The sequence below is a fragment of the Erwinia magellanica genome (assembly GCF_039023495.1).
GTDB lineage: Bacteria > Pseudomonadota > Gammaproteobacteria > Enterobacterales > Enterobacteriaceae > Erwinia.
Window position 1 is genome coordinate 595,754 of the sequence record NZ_JBCHVC010000001.1, and the last position, 15,198, is coordinate 610,951.

Annotated in this window: 14 protein-coding genes and 1 tRNA gene; 10 read left to right on the top strand and 5 right to left on the bottom strand. The window is 56.1% G+C overall.

The window, feature by feature from the left end:
- Nucleotides 1-19: 19 nt before the first annotated feature.
- The 4 genes from AAH450_RS02685 to AAH450_RS02700 form a co-directional block, all read right to left on the bottom strand.
- Complete coding sequence (locus AAH450_RS02685; protein ID WP_342908792.1) at nucleotides 20-2,743, bottom strand: heavy metal translocating P-type ATPase; 2,724 nt, start codon at nucleotides 2,741-2,743, stop codon at nucleotides 20-22.
- A complete protein-coding gene (locus tag AAH450_RS02690) occupies nucleotides 2,727-3,077 on the bottom strand; it encodes an ArsR/SmtB family transcription factor (RefSeq protein WP_342908793.1) in 351 nt (116 codons plus the stop codon). The genes AAH450_RS02685 and AAH450_RS02690 overlap by 17 nt, the downstream gene beginning before the upstream one ends.
- Nucleotides 3,078-3,344: 267 nt before the next feature.
- Nucleotides 3,345-3,692 carry an HNH nuclease YajD gene (gene yajD / locus AAH450_RS02695; RefSeq protein ID WP_342908794.1) on the bottom strand — a complete coding sequence of 116 codons (348 nt, stop codon included), beginning with the start codon at nucleotides 3,690-3,692 and terminating at the stop codon, nucleotides 3,345-3,347.
- A 221-nt stretch (nucleotides 3,693-3,913) separates the two neighbouring features.
- Nucleotides 3,914-3,989: transfer RNA gene (locus AAH450_RS02700), tRNA-Asn, on the bottom strand.
- 291 nt (nucleotides 3,990-4,280) lie between these two features.
- Between AAH450_RS02700 and AAH450_RS02705 the strand changes: the two genes are divergently transcribed.
- Nucleotides 4,281-5,402: a Gfo/Idh/MocA family protein gene (locus tag AAH450_RS02705; RefSeq protein ID WP_342908795.1), complete on the top strand. Its 1,122-nt coding sequence runs from the start codon at nucleotides 4,281-4,283 to the stop codon at nucleotides 5,400-5,402.
- Nucleotides 5,403-5,453: 51 nt separating this feature from the next.
- On the opposite strand, the gene AAH450_RS02710 is transcribed toward AAH450_RS02705, so the two are convergent.
- Nucleotides 5,454-6,644 (bottom strand): LacI family DNA-binding transcriptional regulator, encoded by a 1,191-nt coding sequence (locus tag AAH450_RS02710; protein WP_342909556.1) that lies wholly within the window; start codon nucleotides 6,642-6,644, stop codon nucleotides 5,454-5,456.
- A gap of 221 nt (nucleotides 6,645-6,865) precedes the next feature.
- Between AAH450_RS02710 and AAH450_RS02715 the strand changes: the two genes are divergently transcribed.
- The 9 genes from AAH450_RS02715 (at nucleotide 6,866) to AAH450_RS02755 (ending at nucleotide 15,130) form a co-directional block, all read left to right on the top strand.
- The gene (locus tag AAH450_RS02715) at nucleotides 6,866-7,309 is read left to right on the top strand and encodes a PTS sugar transporter subunit IIA (protein WP_342908796.1); all 444 of its coding nucleotides are present in this window, start codon (nucleotides 6,866-6,868) and stop codon (nucleotides 7,307-7,309) included.
- A gap of 16 nt (nucleotides 7,310-7,325) precedes the next feature.
- Nucleotides 7,326-7,613 carry a PTS sugar transporter subunit IIB gene (locus AAH450_RS02720; protein ID WP_318791245.1) on the top strand — a complete coding sequence of 96 codons (288 nt, stop codon included), beginning with the start codon at nucleotides 7,326-7,328 and terminating at the stop codon, nucleotides 7,611-7,613.
- Between the two features lie 10 nt (nucleotides 7,614-7,623).
- Nucleotides 7,624-8,883 (top strand): PTS ascorbate transporter subunit IIC, encoded by a 1,260-nt coding sequence (locus AAH450_RS02725; protein WP_342908797.1) that lies wholly within the window; start codon nucleotides 7,624-7,626, stop codon nucleotides 8,881-8,883.
- A gap of 47 nt (nucleotides 8,884-8,930) precedes the next feature.
- Complete coding sequence (gene fsa / locus AAH450_RS02730) at nucleotides 8,931-9,593, top strand: fructose-6-phosphate aldolase (RefSeq protein WP_342908798.1); 663 nt, start codon at nucleotides 8,931-8,933, stop codon at nucleotides 9,591-9,593.
- A 526-nt stretch (nucleotides 9,594-10,119) separates the two neighbouring features.
- Nucleotides 10,120-11,235 (top strand): branched-chain amino acid ABC transporter substrate-binding protein, encoded by a 1,116-nt coding sequence (locus tag AAH450_RS02735; RefSeq protein ID WP_342908799.1) that lies wholly within the window; start codon nucleotides 10,120-10,122, stop codon nucleotides 11,233-11,235.
- A 98-nt stretch (nucleotides 11,236-11,333) separates the two neighbouring features.
- Nucleotides 11,334-12,248 carry an ABC transporter permease subunit gene (locus AAH450_RS02740; protein WP_342908800.1) on the top strand — a complete coding sequence of 305 codons (915 nt, stop codon included), beginning with the start codon at nucleotides 11,334-11,336 and terminating at the stop codon, nucleotides 12,246-12,248.
- 10 nt (nucleotides 12,249-12,258) lie between these two features.
- Nucleotides 12,259-13,545, top strand: a complete 1,287-nt coding sequence (livM, locus tag AAH450_RS02745) for a high-affinity branched-chain amino acid ABC transporter permease LivM (RefSeq protein ID WP_342908801.1) — start codon at nucleotides 12,259-12,261, stop codon at nucleotides 13,543-13,545.
- Nucleotides 13,542-14,417 carry an ABC transporter ATP-binding protein gene (locus tag AAH450_RS02750; protein ID WP_342908802.1) on the top strand — a complete coding sequence of 292 codons (876 nt, stop codon included), beginning with the start codon at nucleotides 13,542-13,544 and terminating at the stop codon, nucleotides 14,415-14,417. Before livM ends, AAH450_RS02750 begins: the two co-directional genes overlap by 4 nt.
- Nucleotides 14,414-15,130, top strand: coding sequence for an ABC transporter ATP-binding protein (locus AAH450_RS02755; protein ID WP_342908803.1), 717 nt, complete (start codon nucleotides 14,414-14,416; stop codon nucleotides 15,128-15,130). Before AAH450_RS02750 ends, AAH450_RS02755 begins: the two co-directional genes overlap by 4 nt.
- Nucleotides 15,131-15,198: the final 68 nt, after the last annotated feature.

Consider the following 15,198-nt stretch of genomic DNA (forward strand, 5'->3'; position numbering starts at 1 on the left):
GCCACTGTCGCTAAAGAGTTCAGCGCAGAAAACGCAGCAGGCGCAGACTGTTGAGGGTAACCAGTAAAGCTGCGCCGGTATCGCTGAGCACGGCCATCCACAACGTCAGCCAGCCGGGGAAAATCAGCGACAGCGCCACAACCTTAATAGCCAGAGAGAAGATAATATTCTGACGGATGATGGTTGCCGTGAGTCTGCTCAGAGCAAAGGCGTGCGGCAACTGCTCCAGCCTGTCTGACATCAGCACCACATCTGCGGTCTCTATCGCAGAATCTGTACCGGCACCCCCCATAGCGATGCCGATATCTGCCGCAGCCAGCGCCGGAGCATCATTGATACCATCACCCACCATGGCAATGCGCAGACCTTTCTGCTGCCACTCCTCAATCACGCTGACCTTATCTTCCGGCAGCAGTTCTGAACGCCAGCTATCCACCCCCGCCTGCGCGGCGATAGTGCGTGCGGTACCCTCATTGTCGCCGGTCAGCATCAGCGTGTGCGTCATGCCCTCGGTACGCAGCTCTTTAAGCGCGCTTAAAGTAGTGGCGCGGATGGCATCGGAAATGGCAAATACGCCACAGACCGCATTCTCTGTCCCCAGCAGCACCAGGGATGCACCCCGATTTTTCATCTCATCCAGCGCACTGCGGATTTCCGGCGGGAACTCAACGCACGCAAACAGCTTTTCATTACCCGCCTGCCAGAGAGTGCCCTCCAGCGTGGCAACAGCACCTTTACCGGGAATGACCTGTCGGGATGAGACATCCAGACTTTTTGCACCCTGTTCACGCGCCCAGGCACTGACTGCCGCCGCCAGCGGATGGGTGGAGTGGGTCTCAATACTCAGGGCAATATCAAGCAGTTGTGCAGGATCGCCACCGAAGACCTGCCAGCCGGTGACACGCGGTTTGCCCTCGGTCAGCGTGCCGGTTTTATCAAACGCCAGCGCGCGGATGCTGCCCAGTTTTTCCAGCGTAATACCGCCTTTGACCAGAATACCGTGCCGTGCCGCATTGCCGATGGCGGATACGATGGCAACCGGCGTTGAGATAACCAGCGCACAGGGACAGGCGACGACCAGCAGTTCCAGCCCGCGATAGAACCAGTCGGCCCAGCTTCCCACACCCAGCACCGGCGGCAGCACCATAATCAGCAGCGCTACCACAAACACCACCGGCGTATAGATGGCAGAAAAACGCTCAACGAAACTCTGCGTCGGGGACTTACGGTTTTGCGCATCCTCAACCATATGAATGATACGGGCCAGGGCGGTATCCGAGGCCGGACGGCTCACCCGCACTTCCAGCACGCCATTATGGTTAATGCTGCCTGCGTAGACATCGTCACCTGGCGCTTTGTCCACGGGAATGGACTCGCCGGTAATGGGGGCCTGGTTCACACCCGATTCACCGCTGACGACCTCGCCGTCGAGCGCCAGGCGGTCGGCAGGCTTCACCAGCATAATGTCGCCGGGCTGCACCTGCGACACGGGCGTGCTGACCCACTCACCGTTGCGGCGAACAGTGGCTGTTTCCGGTGCCAGCGCCATCAGGCTGCGGATGGAGTTGCGCGTTTTTTCGATGCTGCGCGTCTGTAACGCGGTGCCGAGAGAGAACAGAAACACCACGCTTGCGCCTTCAATCCACTGACCGATAATTGCTGCTCCCAGCGCGGCAGCAGACATCAGCACATTCATATCCAGCGAGCGGCTGAGGATGGCATACCAGGCACTGCGAAACGGCTTTAACCCACCGGCAATAATCGACAACGCATACAGCAGGACCGGAATAAGCGGATGCACAGGCAGATGCGAGAACAAAAAGCCCGCGGCCAGCGCCACGCCGGAAATCACCAGCGCGCCCAGGCCGCCGAAACGACCCGTTTTCACCAGAGGGGCCGCTTCTGAAAGCTGCTGCGCCTGATAACCCGCTTTTTTTACCTCGCTGATGATCTGCTCAGGCGTCAGCTGATGCCGGACCGACAGGCGTCCGGTGGCAAAGCTGACATCTGCCGCCTCCACACCAGGCGTTTTCAGCAGGTGCTTTTCAATAGTGACCGCACAGGCAGCGCAGTCCATCCCCTGAATAAGATAGTTATCTGCATCATTATGGCGCTCTGCGTCCAGCGTAAACCCGAGCTGCTGTACGGCTTTTTCCACGCCCGGACGAACATCTGGCTGGCTCAGTTCAACCAGCATGGTTCCGGCGCTGAAGTTCACATCGCAGGCAGATACGCCGCTCATCTGCGTCACCTTACGCACGATAGTGGCAGCACAGGAGGGGCAGTCCATGCCGCCGACGCGATAATCCAGTCGGGTGACAGGCCTGGTTGCCACAGCCTCTGCCGGAGACGCGGCGCTGCTGCTGCACTCTTTGTCAGCACAGCAGCCTGGGGCGACCGCCACTGATTCCGCCGCTGGCGCGCAGCAGGCTTCACGGCATGAGTCCTCACGGATGGCGGGTTGGGGTGCGCAACAGTCAGCCTCACAGAGTGGGGCCGCAGGCGGCATGGCGAGGGGACGTAAAACCTTTGCCGGGCCAGTTGTGCTGCTTACCGGCGTAAAGCGCACGGCAGGCGAAGAGGGCGCACAGCAATTATCCTCACAAACGCCTGGCTGCTCTTCTTTCTTAACCGGTTGCAGCGGCTTCAGACCGGTCACTGTTGGGGCGCCGGAAAAAATCACAGGTCTGGCGGCGGATATCGGGCCAGGTTTACCGCCCTTAAAATCAGGCTTCCTGTTCATCTTTTTCTCCCGGCACCAGTGATGCATTCATAGCGCAGCAGGCCACATCGCAGCCGATCTCATCCATCAGGACGTCCAGCATGTTCAGAAAGTCCAGCATGTGCGGGCCGGACAGCGCGTAAAAACAATATTTTCCCTCCTGACGGCGGCTGATAATCCCGCAGCCCTTCAGACAGGCAAGATGCTGTGAAATATTGGACTGGGTGCCGCCGGTGAGCGCAGTGATTTCATTGACGGTTTTTTCGCCCTCACGCAGGGTCAGCAGAATAGTCAGGCGGGTTTTCTCCGCCACACCGCGGAGAAACTTAATTTTGGGATCGAGGATTTCAGCCATGGCTCTTATATCAGTGAGGATTAATATGACATATATTAGCAGGCACTGATATAAACAGCCAGGATGCATATGCTAAGTTTCCTGAACCGCAGCCGGCCAGGTTAATCCACAGACATGACAACGTTCCTGCCGGCAGGGGAAGGCCAGATGAGAGGCAGGCAAGGCAAACAAAGAGGGGGTTTTGGGGATCCGGGAACGCTATCCTTGTTTAAGGATAGCGTGGCTTCGCCCCGTTGAACTCACAGGCAGAAGCTGAAGTCTCTGACATTATTTCTTTTTATTAAGCATCGACTTTAAATCGGCAAAAGGATTATAGGTAGCTGCATCAATATCATTTTGCGCATCCTCACCAGCCACCACCCTTGTGCCGTACTGGTCAGCTTCAGTGTACTTGGAGTGTTCATGATCATGACAATAAAGGCATAACAACTCCCAGTTACTGCCATCTTCCGGGTTATTGGTATGATCGTGATCGATATGGTGAACCGTTAATTCACGCAGGTTTGAATAAACAAACTCCCGCGAACAGCGCCCACATACCCATGGATAGATTTTTAACGCTTTCTCACGGTAGCCGCTTTCCAGCCGCGTGTAGTTTTTTGGGATCAGAGCCATTGCCGTTGTTACCTGTTATCAGGAGATAATTTTACCAGAGTGCCCCCAATATATCCCAAAACGGAACAGAAGGAGAACATTGCGGCGGTGACGATGACAGCCACCAATCACCCGCCTCTCTGTTAATCAGGCAGGGAACGTGCGGGTCGGAGAGGCGGAAAAGCTGGCGGAAATGAAAAAACAAAAAAGCCGATATCTTGCGATATCAGCTTTCTTTAATTTGGCTCCTCTGACTGGACTCGAACCAGTGACATACGGATTAACAGTCCGCCGTTCTACCGACTGAACTACAGAGGAATTGTTGGAACGGGGCGCATAATATCCAGAGGGCTGATGGATGTCAAAGGCTGAATGCACCTTTTTTACTGACTGCTGAATAAAGCAGCATTTTGTTGAAATTTCCTCAGGTTGGGGCAAGTTTATCTTCGCCGTTGTGTGCGAAAGGCCCCGCATAGCTGGAGCAGATGACGACAAGCATTGCAGATACTTTCGTCAGAATGATCACGTTTATTTCATTTTTTGATTGTCGCCCCTTATTTTGAAATATACATTCCATGCACGCGCTTCGCTCACCTGCAAGGAACCACAATGGAAAAGGTCAGAATTGGACTGATTGGCACCGGCTATATCGGACGCTGCCACGCAATTGCTTACGCACAGGCTTCTACAGTTTTTTCGCTGAAGGGGGAGATCGTGCGGGAAATGGTGGCGGAGGTGAATCCGGCGGTGGCGAAGCAGCAGGCTGCATTGCTGGGGTTTAACCGATCGACGGGCGACTGGCGTGAGCTGGTGGCCGATCCTGAGATTGATGTTGTGGATATCTGCGCACCCAACTTTCTGCACAAAGAGATGGCGCTGGAGGCGATCCGTCACGGTAAGCATGTCTATTCCGAAAAGCCGCTGGCGCTGGATGTGGCAGATGCCGAAGAGATGACCCGAGCAGCAGAAGCGGCGGGGGTAAAAACGCTGGTGGGCTTTAACTATATGAAAAATCCCACCAGTCAGCTGGCAAAGGAGATCATCGCCCGCGGAGAAATTGGCGAAGTGGTGCATTTTTACGGTACCCATAACGAAGATTATCTGGCAAACCCCAGCACGCCGCTCGACTGGCACTGCCAGAAGGCGCTGGCCGGACTGGGTGCATTAGGGGATTTGGGCGCGCATATCGTCAATATGGCGCACTTCCTGGTGGGGAATATCAGTGAGGTATCCGGCGACACGCTGACGGTGATAAAGCAGCGCCCGGACCCTGAAGATCCCTCCCGGCTGCGTGATGTGGAAAACGAAGATCAGGCCAGCGCGCTGCTGCGTTTTACCAACGGGGCGCACGGCGTGATTGAAACTTCACGTATCGCCTGCGGCAGTAAAATGGGGCTGACCTACGTGGTCACCGGCACGAAAGGAACCCTGCGCTATACCCAGGAGCGGATGGCAGAGCTGGAGCTTTACAGCCATGACGATCCTGCCGGGCGCCAGGGGTTCAAAACTATCCTCACCGGCCCGGCTCATCCTGACTATGCCAGTTTCTGTGTTTCGGCGGGGCATGGCATTGGCTTTAATGACCAGAAAACCGTTGAGATCCGTGACCTGATCAACGGCATCGCCGCTGGCGATCGCATGTGGCCAGATTTTGCCGAAGGGTTGCAGGTTTCAAAAGTGCTGGAAGCCATCGCCATTTCCGCCCTGGAGCGCCGCTGGATCGGGGTTTAACAGAAAGGCAAAGAGATGTAAGGCTCCCAGGCAGGCCAGGCAAATAAGCCTTCAGGTGCTGGCGCGCCATTCAAGGGTGTAATTGATGCGCTCAACCAGCGGCTCTGTCTGGGTAGCTTCCAGCATGCTCATCAGCCGCTCGCCAACTTGCTGACCCAGCGCAGCATAATCCAGGCGCATTGCGGTCAGGGTCGGGAAGGTGTGATCGCAGTCAGCAGAGCCTTCCAGGCAAGCCACGGCCAGGTCATAAGGCACTTTCAGCAAGCGGCGCTGGCACTCGTGAAGAATGCCAAAAGCGATCTCTTCATGGCTGCAAATCACGGCATCCATATCGGGATGGCTTTGCAGCAGCTCGCTCATGGCGTAACGCCCAAATTGCAGGCTGGGCGCATCCGGCACGGTGCGGATCAGATCGGCATTCTGGTACTGGGCAAGCATGGCTTTGCGCCAGCCGTTAAGCTGCTGTTTCTGAAGGCGGTTATCAGTATGCGCACCAATATAGGCAATCTTTCGGTAACCCGCTGCCAGCAGTTTTAGCGTCAGCCGCTCTGCGGCTTCCGTAAATGCCAGATCAAGAGAGATATCAGCATTAAAGGCTTCTGCACCGCCGACGTTTACCGTCACCAGTTCAGCAGCCCCGATGATTTCCAGCGTCTGGCTGGAGAGCGGTGCGCCAAGCAGGACCAGCGCCGCCGGGCGATTCTGCAACAGCTTCTGCACAATCCTGGCTTCGCCATGCTGATGGTATTCATGGCAAGCCATCACCAGTTCAAACTGCTGTTTGCTGACGGTGTTCTGAAGCGCCTGCAAAAAACGGGCGCTGGCGCGATCCTGCTGGAAGGGGTAGAGCACCGCCACTGTATTAGGCTGGGATGCCGCTAACGCGCTGGCGGAGGCATTGGGGACGTAACCCAACGCCTCAATCGCCGCATTGATCTTCTTTAATGAGCTGTCAGCCACCAGCGTCGGATCGCGCAGCGCTCTGGAGACGGTCATTACGCCTACGCCAGCATGGCGCGAGACATCCTGTAGCGTTACGCGTTGGGTGCTCTTCACCACGGCGCTGGCATCGTGATTGGGCGTGTAGCCCAGCGAGCGCGCAGCCTGTTCAACCTTGCTGCGTATGCTGTCAGAGACCAGTTCCGGCGTGCGCATCACGCGTGAAACGGTCATGGTTCCTACTCCAACGTAGTCGGCAATATCCTGCAACGTCACTCTGCCGCTGGTACGACGTTTGCGCATTTCCTTCTCTCCAACTTCATCATGGCCCGCGTCGCGATACCTCATCCGGCAAGTGTGCCTGTGCAGCGCGTCAAACAGCAAGCGTAAGCCGCACTTGTGATAACCCGATCACAGAGTCTGATAACGCTAACAGTTAGCGTTATCTTTTAAGATCCCCGTCACATTATTCTCGCAGCCCGACCGCTACGCTGCACAGGCTCATTCAACGAGGTGACCCTGCAATGCTGACCGATTTACTGACACCCGATGTCATTCGTCTTCATCCCAGCTGTAAAGGGTGGCGCGAGGCGATAGCCCTGGCCTGCGAGCCGCTGTTAACTAACGGCGCTATTGAGCCAGAGTATCTGGAGGCTATCTACCGCAGCCATGAGGCTATCGGGCCTTACTACGTTGTCGGCCCCGGTATCGCCATGCCGCACGCTCGTCCCGAAGAGGGCGTAAACCGGCTGGCGCTGAGCCTGACGGTGATTCAGGAAGGGGTCAATTTTGATTCCGAAGGTAACGACCCGGTGCGACTACTGATTGTGCTGGCCGCTACAGACAGCCACAGCCATATCGAGGCTATCGCGCAACTCGCCGCGCTCTTTGATTGTGAAGAAGATACCGCGACGCTGATGGCAGCAAAAGAGATAAACACCATTCTTTCCGTAATTTCACGTTATTAATCCCAGAGGAAATCTTATGAAAATCACCGTTGTTTGTGGAAATGGCCTGGGCACCAGCCTGATGATGGAAATGAGCATTAAAAGTATTGTTAAAGATCTCGGCGTGGCGGCGGAAGTCGATCATGTCGATTTGGGATCGGCGAAAAGTACCCCCAGTGATATCTACGTGGGCACCAGTGATATTGCTGAGCAGCTACAGGCTCAGCAGGTAAACGGTAAAATCGTGTCGCTGAAAAACATGGTAGACAAGGCTGACATGAAAACGCGGTTATCCGCAGCACTGACCGAACTGGGCGCACTATAAGGACTGATAAATGGAATTTTTCCGTTTTTTAATGAGTGACGTGCTGTCAGAACCTTCCATACTGGTAGGTCTGATTGCGCTGATCGGGTTAATCGCCCAGAAAAAACCGGCTACCGAGTGCATCAAAGGCACGGTGAAAACCATTATGGGCTTCCTGATCCTTGGTGCCGGAGCCAGCCTGATCGTCTCGTCACTCGGTGATTTTGCGGTAATTTTCCATCACGCTTTCGGCATTGCCGGCGTGGTGCCGAACAACGAAGCTATCGTGGCCGTGGCGCAAAAGAACTTTGGCACAGAAATGGCGATGATCATGTTCTTTGCCATGGTGATTAACATTGCCATTGCCCGCTTCACGCCGTGGAAATATATCTTCCTGACGGGGCACCACACGCTGTTTATGTCGATGATGGTGGCGGTGATCTTAGCGACCGCTGGCATGAAAGGCGCCACGCTGATTGCGGTTGGTTCCGTGGTGGTGGGGGTATCTATGGTCTTCTTCCCGGCGATTATCCACCCTTATATGAAAAAGGTGACCGGATCTGACGATGTGGCGTTTGGGCATTTTTCGGCCATATCTCAGCTGCTCTCCGCCTTTATTGGCAGCAAATTCGGCAATAAAGAGAAGTCCACTGAAGATATGGATGTGCCTAAAAGCCTTCTGTTCCTGCGCGATACGCCGGTAGCGATCGCCTTCACCATGTTCTTTATCTTTATTTTCACCTGTCTGGTTGCTGGCCCGGCGACGGTAAAAGAGCTGAATGCCGGGGGCAAAAACTGGTTTATGTTCTCGCTGATGCAATCGATCACCTTTGCGGCTGGCGTCTATATCGTGCTACAGGGCGTGCGGATGGTCATCGCTGAGATCGTTCCGGCGTTTAAGGGGATCTCTGACAAGCTGGTTCCGAATGCCAAACCGGCGCTGGACTGCCCGGTGGTCTTCCCTTATGCGCCTAACGCGGTGCTGGTAGGGTTCCTCAGCAGCTTTGTTGCGGGTGTGCTCGGCATGTTCATTCTCTACTTCCTGAACATGACGGTGATAATCCCAGGCGTGGTGCCGCACTTCTTTGTCGGCGCAGCGGCTGGCGTCTTTGGTAATGCCACCGGCGGTCGCCGTGGGGCAATACTGGGTGCCTTTACCAATGGGTTACTGATCACCTTCCTGCCGGTCTTCCTGCTGCCGGTGCTGGGCAGTATTGGCCTGGCAAACACTACCTTCAGCGACTCCGATTTTGGTGCGCTGGGCATCCTTCTGGGCATTATTGTTCGCTAACTCACGGCGGTGGAGTTTACTCTCCGCCGCACATGTACGAGGTAATAATGGAATTCTATTTAGATACCGCAGATGTGGCCGTGGTTCGTCGTCTGGCAAACGTGCTGCCCATTAAGGGCGTTACAACTAATCCAAGTATTGTTGCGCGCGGTAAACGCGACATTTATTCGGTGCTACAGGAGTTGCAGGAGGCCATCGGCGCGGAAGGCCAGCTGTTTGCCCAGGTACTGGGGCGCGATGCCGAAAAGATGGTGGAAGAGGCACACAAGCTGCGTGAGGCGATCCCTTCACTGGTGGTGAAAGTGCCGGTGACGCACGCCGGACTTTCGGCTATCAAACAGCTCAGGGCGCTTGATATCCCCACGCTAGGTACAGCCGTTTACGGTGCCGGACAGGGGTTTTATGCCGCGCTGGCGGGGGCCAGCTATATTGCGCCCTATGTGAATCGTCTGGACAGTCAGGGCGGTGACGGGATTGGTCTGGTACGCGAACTGCAAAAGCTTGTGGATCTGCACTGTCCCGAGACTCAGGTACTGGCCGCCAGCTTCCGCACGCCGCGGCAGGTGCTGGAGTGCATGCTGGCAGGCTGTAAAGCCATTACGGTTGATCCTGCTGTGGCAGAGTTATTCCTGATGGATCCGGCGGTGGAAGATGCGTTAAACCGTTTTGATCACGACTGGTCAGCAGCATACGGTGCAGTGGCACTGTAATAGTCACCGCAATCGTTGCGCAGGGAAGCGCAACCTGGCTGAAGGCGCTATTGCCCGTTGCGGCGGTAAAGCCAGAGTGGCCACGGTGCCTGAGTTATAGCGTCGGAATAAACGGGAGCGTAAGCGCCCGTTTTTTTTCGGCTGCTTCACATTCACGGTAAAAAATTCCCCACTCTATTGATCCCTCCCGCATTTTTGCACCAGCGCAGTGCGCACTCTACAGGCAGTGCAGCTATGTTTACCTCTCTGGCCGGTCAGGAAACCCCGTTTCCCGGTCAGCCTTGTCAGGGCTGTTACGCTTGCCGCTGGAAAATGCCCTCCTGAAAAGAGCGTAGAACAGCAGCTTACGCCGCGTCACTTCACATCTTTTAAGGAAATCAGGTGCTTCTCACCATCATGGCGAGATTATTGCTTGTTCACTACCAGCCGTTCGCGGCCCGCTTCTTATCAGATTTTCGACTCACTCAATGATGTTTCCCGCGCCGCTGGCCGGCGTTTAGTTCTGAACAGTGCTGAGGAATACATAATGTCTTTGAAACTGCTTAAGTTACCCCTTCAGGTTGTCATAGCTGGTTGTTTGAGTACGGCGCTCTCTGCGCAGGCAGATGTGAAGATTGGCGTGGCAGGCCCGTTTACCGGCCCGAATGCCACCTACGGGGCGCAATACTGGAAAGGGGCGTCGCAGGCGGTGGCGGATATCAACGCGGCTGGCGGCATCAAGGGGGAGAAAATCGTGCTGGTGCAGGGTGATGATGCCTGCGAACCCAAGCAGGCTGTAGCGGTGGCTAACCGGCTGGTGGATGAGTCCAAAGTCTCAGCGGTTGTTGGCCATTTCTGCTCCTCCTCCACCATGCCTGCATCAGAAGTGTATGACGAAGCGGGTGTGCTGACCATTACGCCTGGCTCCACCAACCCGAAAATCACCGAGCGCGACATGAAAGGGATGTTCCGCATGTGCGGACGCGACGATCAGCAAGGTACGGTTGCGGCTAACTACATGCTTGACGTTTTAAAGGCGAAGAAGATCGTCGTGATCCACGACAAAGATACCTATGGTCAGGGGCTGGCGGACGCCACCAAAGCCGCGCTGGAGAAACGCGGCACCAAAGAAGTGCTCTATGAAGGGCTGTCTCGTGGAGAAAAAGATTTTAATGCGCTGGTGACCAAGATCGGCTCGCTCAAGCCTGATGTGGTTTACTTCGGCGGCTGCCATCCGGAGGCCGGCCCGCTGGTGCGCCAGATGCGTGAGCAGGGCGTACAGGCCAAATTCTTCTCCGGCGACTGTATCGTCACCCAGGAGATGGTCACTGCGGCGGGCGGCCCTCAGTATACCAACGGCGTGCTGATGACCTTTGGCAATGACCCGCGCACCCTTGCTGCGGGTAAATCGGTAATTGAGAAGTTCCGCGCCGGCGGCTTTGAGCCGGAAGGCTACACCCTCTACGCCTACGCCTCTATCCAGGCAATTGCCGCCGCCTATAACGGCGCAGGTAAAGATAATGAAGAAGCCAGCGAGTGGCTGAAGAGCCACAGCGTCGATACGGTAATGGGACAGAAAGCGTGGGATGGCAAGGGGGACCTGAAAGTCTCGGACTATGTGGTCTATAAATGGGACGACAAAGGCAAGTATCACCAGCTTTAATCCCGGGCACTCCTTTCTGCCCACAGGCAGAAGATCGCAAACGTTAAGCCAGCGCGGGAAGTGCCAGCGCTGGCCTACTTCAGGCGAGACTTTTCACAATGGAAGCATTCTTTCTGCAACAGCTGATCAATGGCCTGACGCTGGGGGCCGTCTATGGCCTGATCGCCATCGGCTATACCATGGTTTATGGCATTATCGGCATGATCAACTTTGCCCATGGCGAAGTCTATATGATCTCCGCTTACCTCTGCGCAATTGGCCTGGCGCTGCTTTCTTACTTTGGTATTCACTCTTTCCCGCTGCTGATCTTCGGCACGCTAATTTTCACCATCGTCGTCACCGGCGTTTATGGCTGGACAATTGAACGTATTGCCTACCGGCCATTGCGAAACTCTACCCGGCTGGCACCGTTAATTTCAGCTATCGGCATGTCACTTATCTTGCAGAACTATGCGCAAATCAGCCAGGGACCCAATCAGCAGGGGATCCCTACGCTGCTGACGGGCGTGCTGCGATTTGAGGTTGGCGATGGTGTGGTGCAAATCACCTGGACCAAAGTCTTTATTCTGGCGGCGGCGCTGGCTGGCATGGCGCTCCTCACCTGGATTATTCAGTACACCCGGCTGGGAAGGATCTGTCGCGCCACGCAGCAGGACAGAAAAATGGCCTCCATACTCGGCATCAATACCGACAGGGTTATCTCGCTGGTCTTTGTTATCGGCGCAGCGATGGCCGGTCTGGCTGGGGTGCTGGTGACGATGAACTACGGCACCTTCGACTTTTATGCCGGGTTTATTATCGGCATCAAAGCCTTTACCGCAGCGGTGTTGGGCGGCATTGGTTCCCTGCCAGGTGCGATGCTGGGTGGGCTGCTGCTGGGCATTGCCGAGGCGCAGTTCGCCGGAATGGTGAACTCCGACTACAAAGATGTGTTCTCGTTTGCGCTGCTGGTGGTGATCCTGATTTTCCGCCCGCAGGGGCTGTTGGGACGTCCGCTGGTGACCAAGGTGTAAGGAGTCTGTGATGACGGATGCTGCAACGAAGCCGGGGCTGGCTATCAGGCAGAGCCTGATCGATACGGTGCTGGCGGGGCTGTGCGCGCTGGTGGTGTTTGGGCCGATTGTCGGCATAGTGCTGAAGGGCTACAGTTTTGAACTTTCCCCACAGCGGGTGGCGATCCTGGTCGCTGCGGTGATGGCGGGCAGACTGCTGCTGAGCCTGACGTTGCAGAGCGCCACCGGACGTAAATTTGTCGCCCGTTTTGAAGGCGCTGATGACGGGGTTTATGTCCGGCCCGCGGATTACCGCAGCCGCCTGCGCTGGATCATCCCCTTGCTGCTGGCGCTGGCGATCCTGTTTCCCTTTATTGCCACAAAATACCTGCTCACCGTGGCTATTCTGGGGCTGATCTACGTGCTGCTGGGCCTGGGGCTGAATATTGTGGTGGGGCTGGCGGGGCTGCTGGATTTGGGATACGTGGCGTTTTATGCCATCGGTGCTTATGGTCTGGCGCTGGGGTATCAATATCTCGGGCTGGGCTTCTGGGCGATGCTGCCGCTTGGCGCACTACTCGCAGCGTTAGCAGGCGCGCTGCTGGGGTTCCCGGTATTAAGAATGCACGGGGACTACCTGGCTATCGTCACGCTGGGCTTTGGTGAAATTATTCGTCTGGTGCTGACCAACTGGGTCAGTTTTACCGGCGGCCCCAACGGTGTTTCTGTGCCTGCACCCACCTTTTTTGGCCTGGAGTTTGCCCGGCGAGCCAAAGAGGGCGGGGTGCCTGTCCATGAGTTTCTGCATACCACCTACAACCCTAACCTGAAGTTTATCTTTATCTATGCCGTCCTGATCCTGGTGGTGCTGCTGGTGCTGTTTATCAAGCACCGGCTGACCCGCATGCCAATCGGGCGGGCATGGGAAGCGCTGCGTGAAGATGAGATTGCCTGCCGCGCGATGGGGTTAAATCACGTGCTGGTTAAACTCTCTGCTTTTATGCTGGGTGCTTCAACCGCAGGCATTGCGGGCGTGTTCTTCGCCACCTATCAGGGCTTCGTTAACCCCACTTCCTTTACCTTTTTTGAATCGGCGCTGATCCTCGCCATCGTGGTGCTGGGCGGTATGGGTTCGACGCTGGGTGTGGTGCTGGCAGCCTTTGTGCTGACCGTGGCGCCCGAACTTCTGCGCAGCTTTGCCGAATACCGCGTTCTGCTGTTTGGCGTACTGATGGTGGTGATGATGATCTGGCGGCCACGCGGGCTGGTGCGCACCAGTCGTGTGGGCGTGGCAATGCGCAAGGGAGTAGCACCATGAGCGACAGCATTCTGCGTGTTGAACATCTGATGATGCATTTCGGCGGCATCAAAGCACTGAACGACGTGAGCCTGGAGATTGAGCGCGGCTCGGTCACGGCGTTAATCGGGCCAAACGGCGCGGGGAAAACTACGGTATTTAACTGCCTTACCGGCTTTTATCAGGCCACCGGCGGCTCGATACTGCTCAACGCCCACTCCCGCAGGACCGATGTCATTCAGATATTGGGGCAGAAAATCCGTTACGGCGATTTTCTTAACCCTGCACGACTGGGGTCGAGGATCTATTACAAAATGTTCGGCGGCACGCATCTGGTTAACCGGGCTGGCCTGGCCCGTACCTTCCAGAATATTCGCCTGTTCCGCGAGATGTCGGTGGTGGAGAACCTGCTGGTGGCGCAGCACATGCAGGCAAACCGCAATCTGATTGCCGGGATACTCAACACGCCAGGCTACCGCAAAGCGGAGAATCAGGCCCTCGACCGCGCTTTTTACTGGCTGGAGGTGGTGGATCTGGTGGCGTGCGTCAACCGGCTGGCCGGTACGCTCTCCTATGGTCAGCAGCGCAGGCTGGAGATTGCGCGCGCCATGTGTACCGGGCCGGAAATGATCTGTCTGGATGAACCTGCTGCGGGGCTGAACCCGGTGGAAACCCAGGCGCTGAGCAAAATAATCCGTTTCCTTCGCCAGCAGCATGGGGTGACGGTATTACTGATTGAGCATGATATGGGCATGGTGATGGAGATTTCGGACCATGTGATTGTGCTGGATCATGGCGATGTCATCGCCCGCGGCACCCCCGCAGAGATCCAGAGTAATGCCAGCGTGATTGCAGCTTATCTGGGTGCGGAAGAAGAGGAGATTACCGGATGAGCCAGATCCTGCTTGAGTTTCGCCATGTCAGCGTTTTCTACGGCCCTGTTCAGGCATTAAAAGAGATTTCGCTGACGGTGAATGAAGGCGAAACGGTGGCGTTGATTGGCGCGAATGGTGCCGGGAAATCAACATTGTTAATGTCGATATTTGGTCAGCCGCGTATTGCTGCGGGGGAGATCCTCTATCGCGGGAAAGATATCAGCCACAGTTCGACCCACTTTATTGCCAGCAACGGCATTGCACAGGCGCCGGAAGGGCGGCGTATTTTTCCCGATATGACGGTAGAGGAGAACCTGCTAATGGGCACCATCCCCATTGGCAGTCGATATCAGAACGAGGATAAAGCGCGTATGTACAGCCTGTTCCCCCGTCTGGAGGAGCGGCGCAGCCAGCGGGCCATGACCTTATCAGGCGGCGAACAGCAGATGCTGGCCATCGCCCGCGCCCTGATGAGCAGGCCAAAGCTGCTGCTGCTGGATGAACCCAGTCTGGGGCTGGCACCCATTGTGGTGAAGCAGATTTTTCAGATCCTGCGGGAACTGACGCAGGGAGGAATGACGCTGTTTCTGGTGGAGCAAAACGCCAACCACGCGCTAAAGCTCTCGGACCGGGCGTATGTGATGGTGAACGGGCAGATCCGTCTGACCGGTACCGGACAGGAGCTGCTGGCAGATCCTGAGGTGAGAAGCGCCTATCTTGGGGGGACTTAAGATTAACGTTTAGCTTCAGCCTCTCTCGGGAGAGGCTGAGATAGCATTTCAGCCAGCCAGCCAGCCAG

Coding starts and splice junctions, on each gene's coding strand:
- AAH450_RS02740 (WP_342908800.1), top strand. CDS start 11,334: ATGGAAGCATTCTTTCTGCAACAGCTGATCAATGGCCTGACGCTGGGG.
- yajD (WP_342908794.1), bottom strand. CDS start 3,692: ATGGCTCTGATCCCAAAAAACTACACGCGGCTGGAAAGCGGCTACCGT.
- AAH450_RS02735 (WP_342908799.1), top strand. CDS start 10,120: ATGTCTTTGAAACTGCTTAAGTTACCCCTTCAGGTTGTCATAGCTGGT.
- AAH450_RS02705 (WP_342908795.1), top strand. CDS start 4,281: ATGGAAAAGGTCAGAATTGGACTGATTGGCACCGGCTATATCGGACGC.
- livM (WP_342908801.1), top strand. CDS start 12,259: ATGACGGATGCTGCAACGAAGCCGGGGCTGGCTATCAGGCAGAGCCTG.
- AAH450_RS02710 (WP_342909556.1), bottom strand. CDS start 6,644: ATGCGCAAACGTCGTACCAGCGGCAGAGTGACGTTGCAGGATATTGCC.
- AAH450_RS02725 (WP_342908797.1), top strand. CDS start 7,624: ATGGAATTTTTCCGTTTTTTAATGAGTGACGTGCTGTCAGAACCTTCC.
- AAH450_RS02755 (WP_342908803.1), top strand. CDS start 14,414: ATGAGCCAGATCCTGCTTGAGTTTCGCCATGTCAGCGTTTTCTACGGC.
- AAH450_RS02685 (WP_342908792.1), bottom strand. CDS start 2,743: ATGAACAGGAAGCCTGATTTTAAGGGCGGTAAACCTGGCCCGATATCC.
- AAH450_RS02690 (WP_342908793.1), bottom strand. CDS start 3,077: ATGGCTGAAATCCTCGATCCCAAAATTAAGTTTCTCCGCGGTGTGGCG.
- AAH450_RS02750 (WP_342908802.1), top strand. CDS start 13,542: ATGAGCGACAGCATTCTGCGTGTTGAACATCTGATGATGCATTTCGGC.
- fsa (WP_342908798.1), top strand. CDS start 8,931: ATGGAATTCTATTTAGATACCGCAGATGTGGCCGTGGTTCGTCGTCTG.
- AAH450_RS02720 (WP_318791245.1), top strand. CDS start 7,326: ATGAAAATCACCGTTGTTTGTGGAAATGGCCTGGGCACCAGCCTGATG.
- AAH450_RS02715 (WP_342908796.1), top strand. CDS start 6,866: ATGCTGACCGATTTACTGACACCCGATGTCATTCGTCTTCATCCCAGC.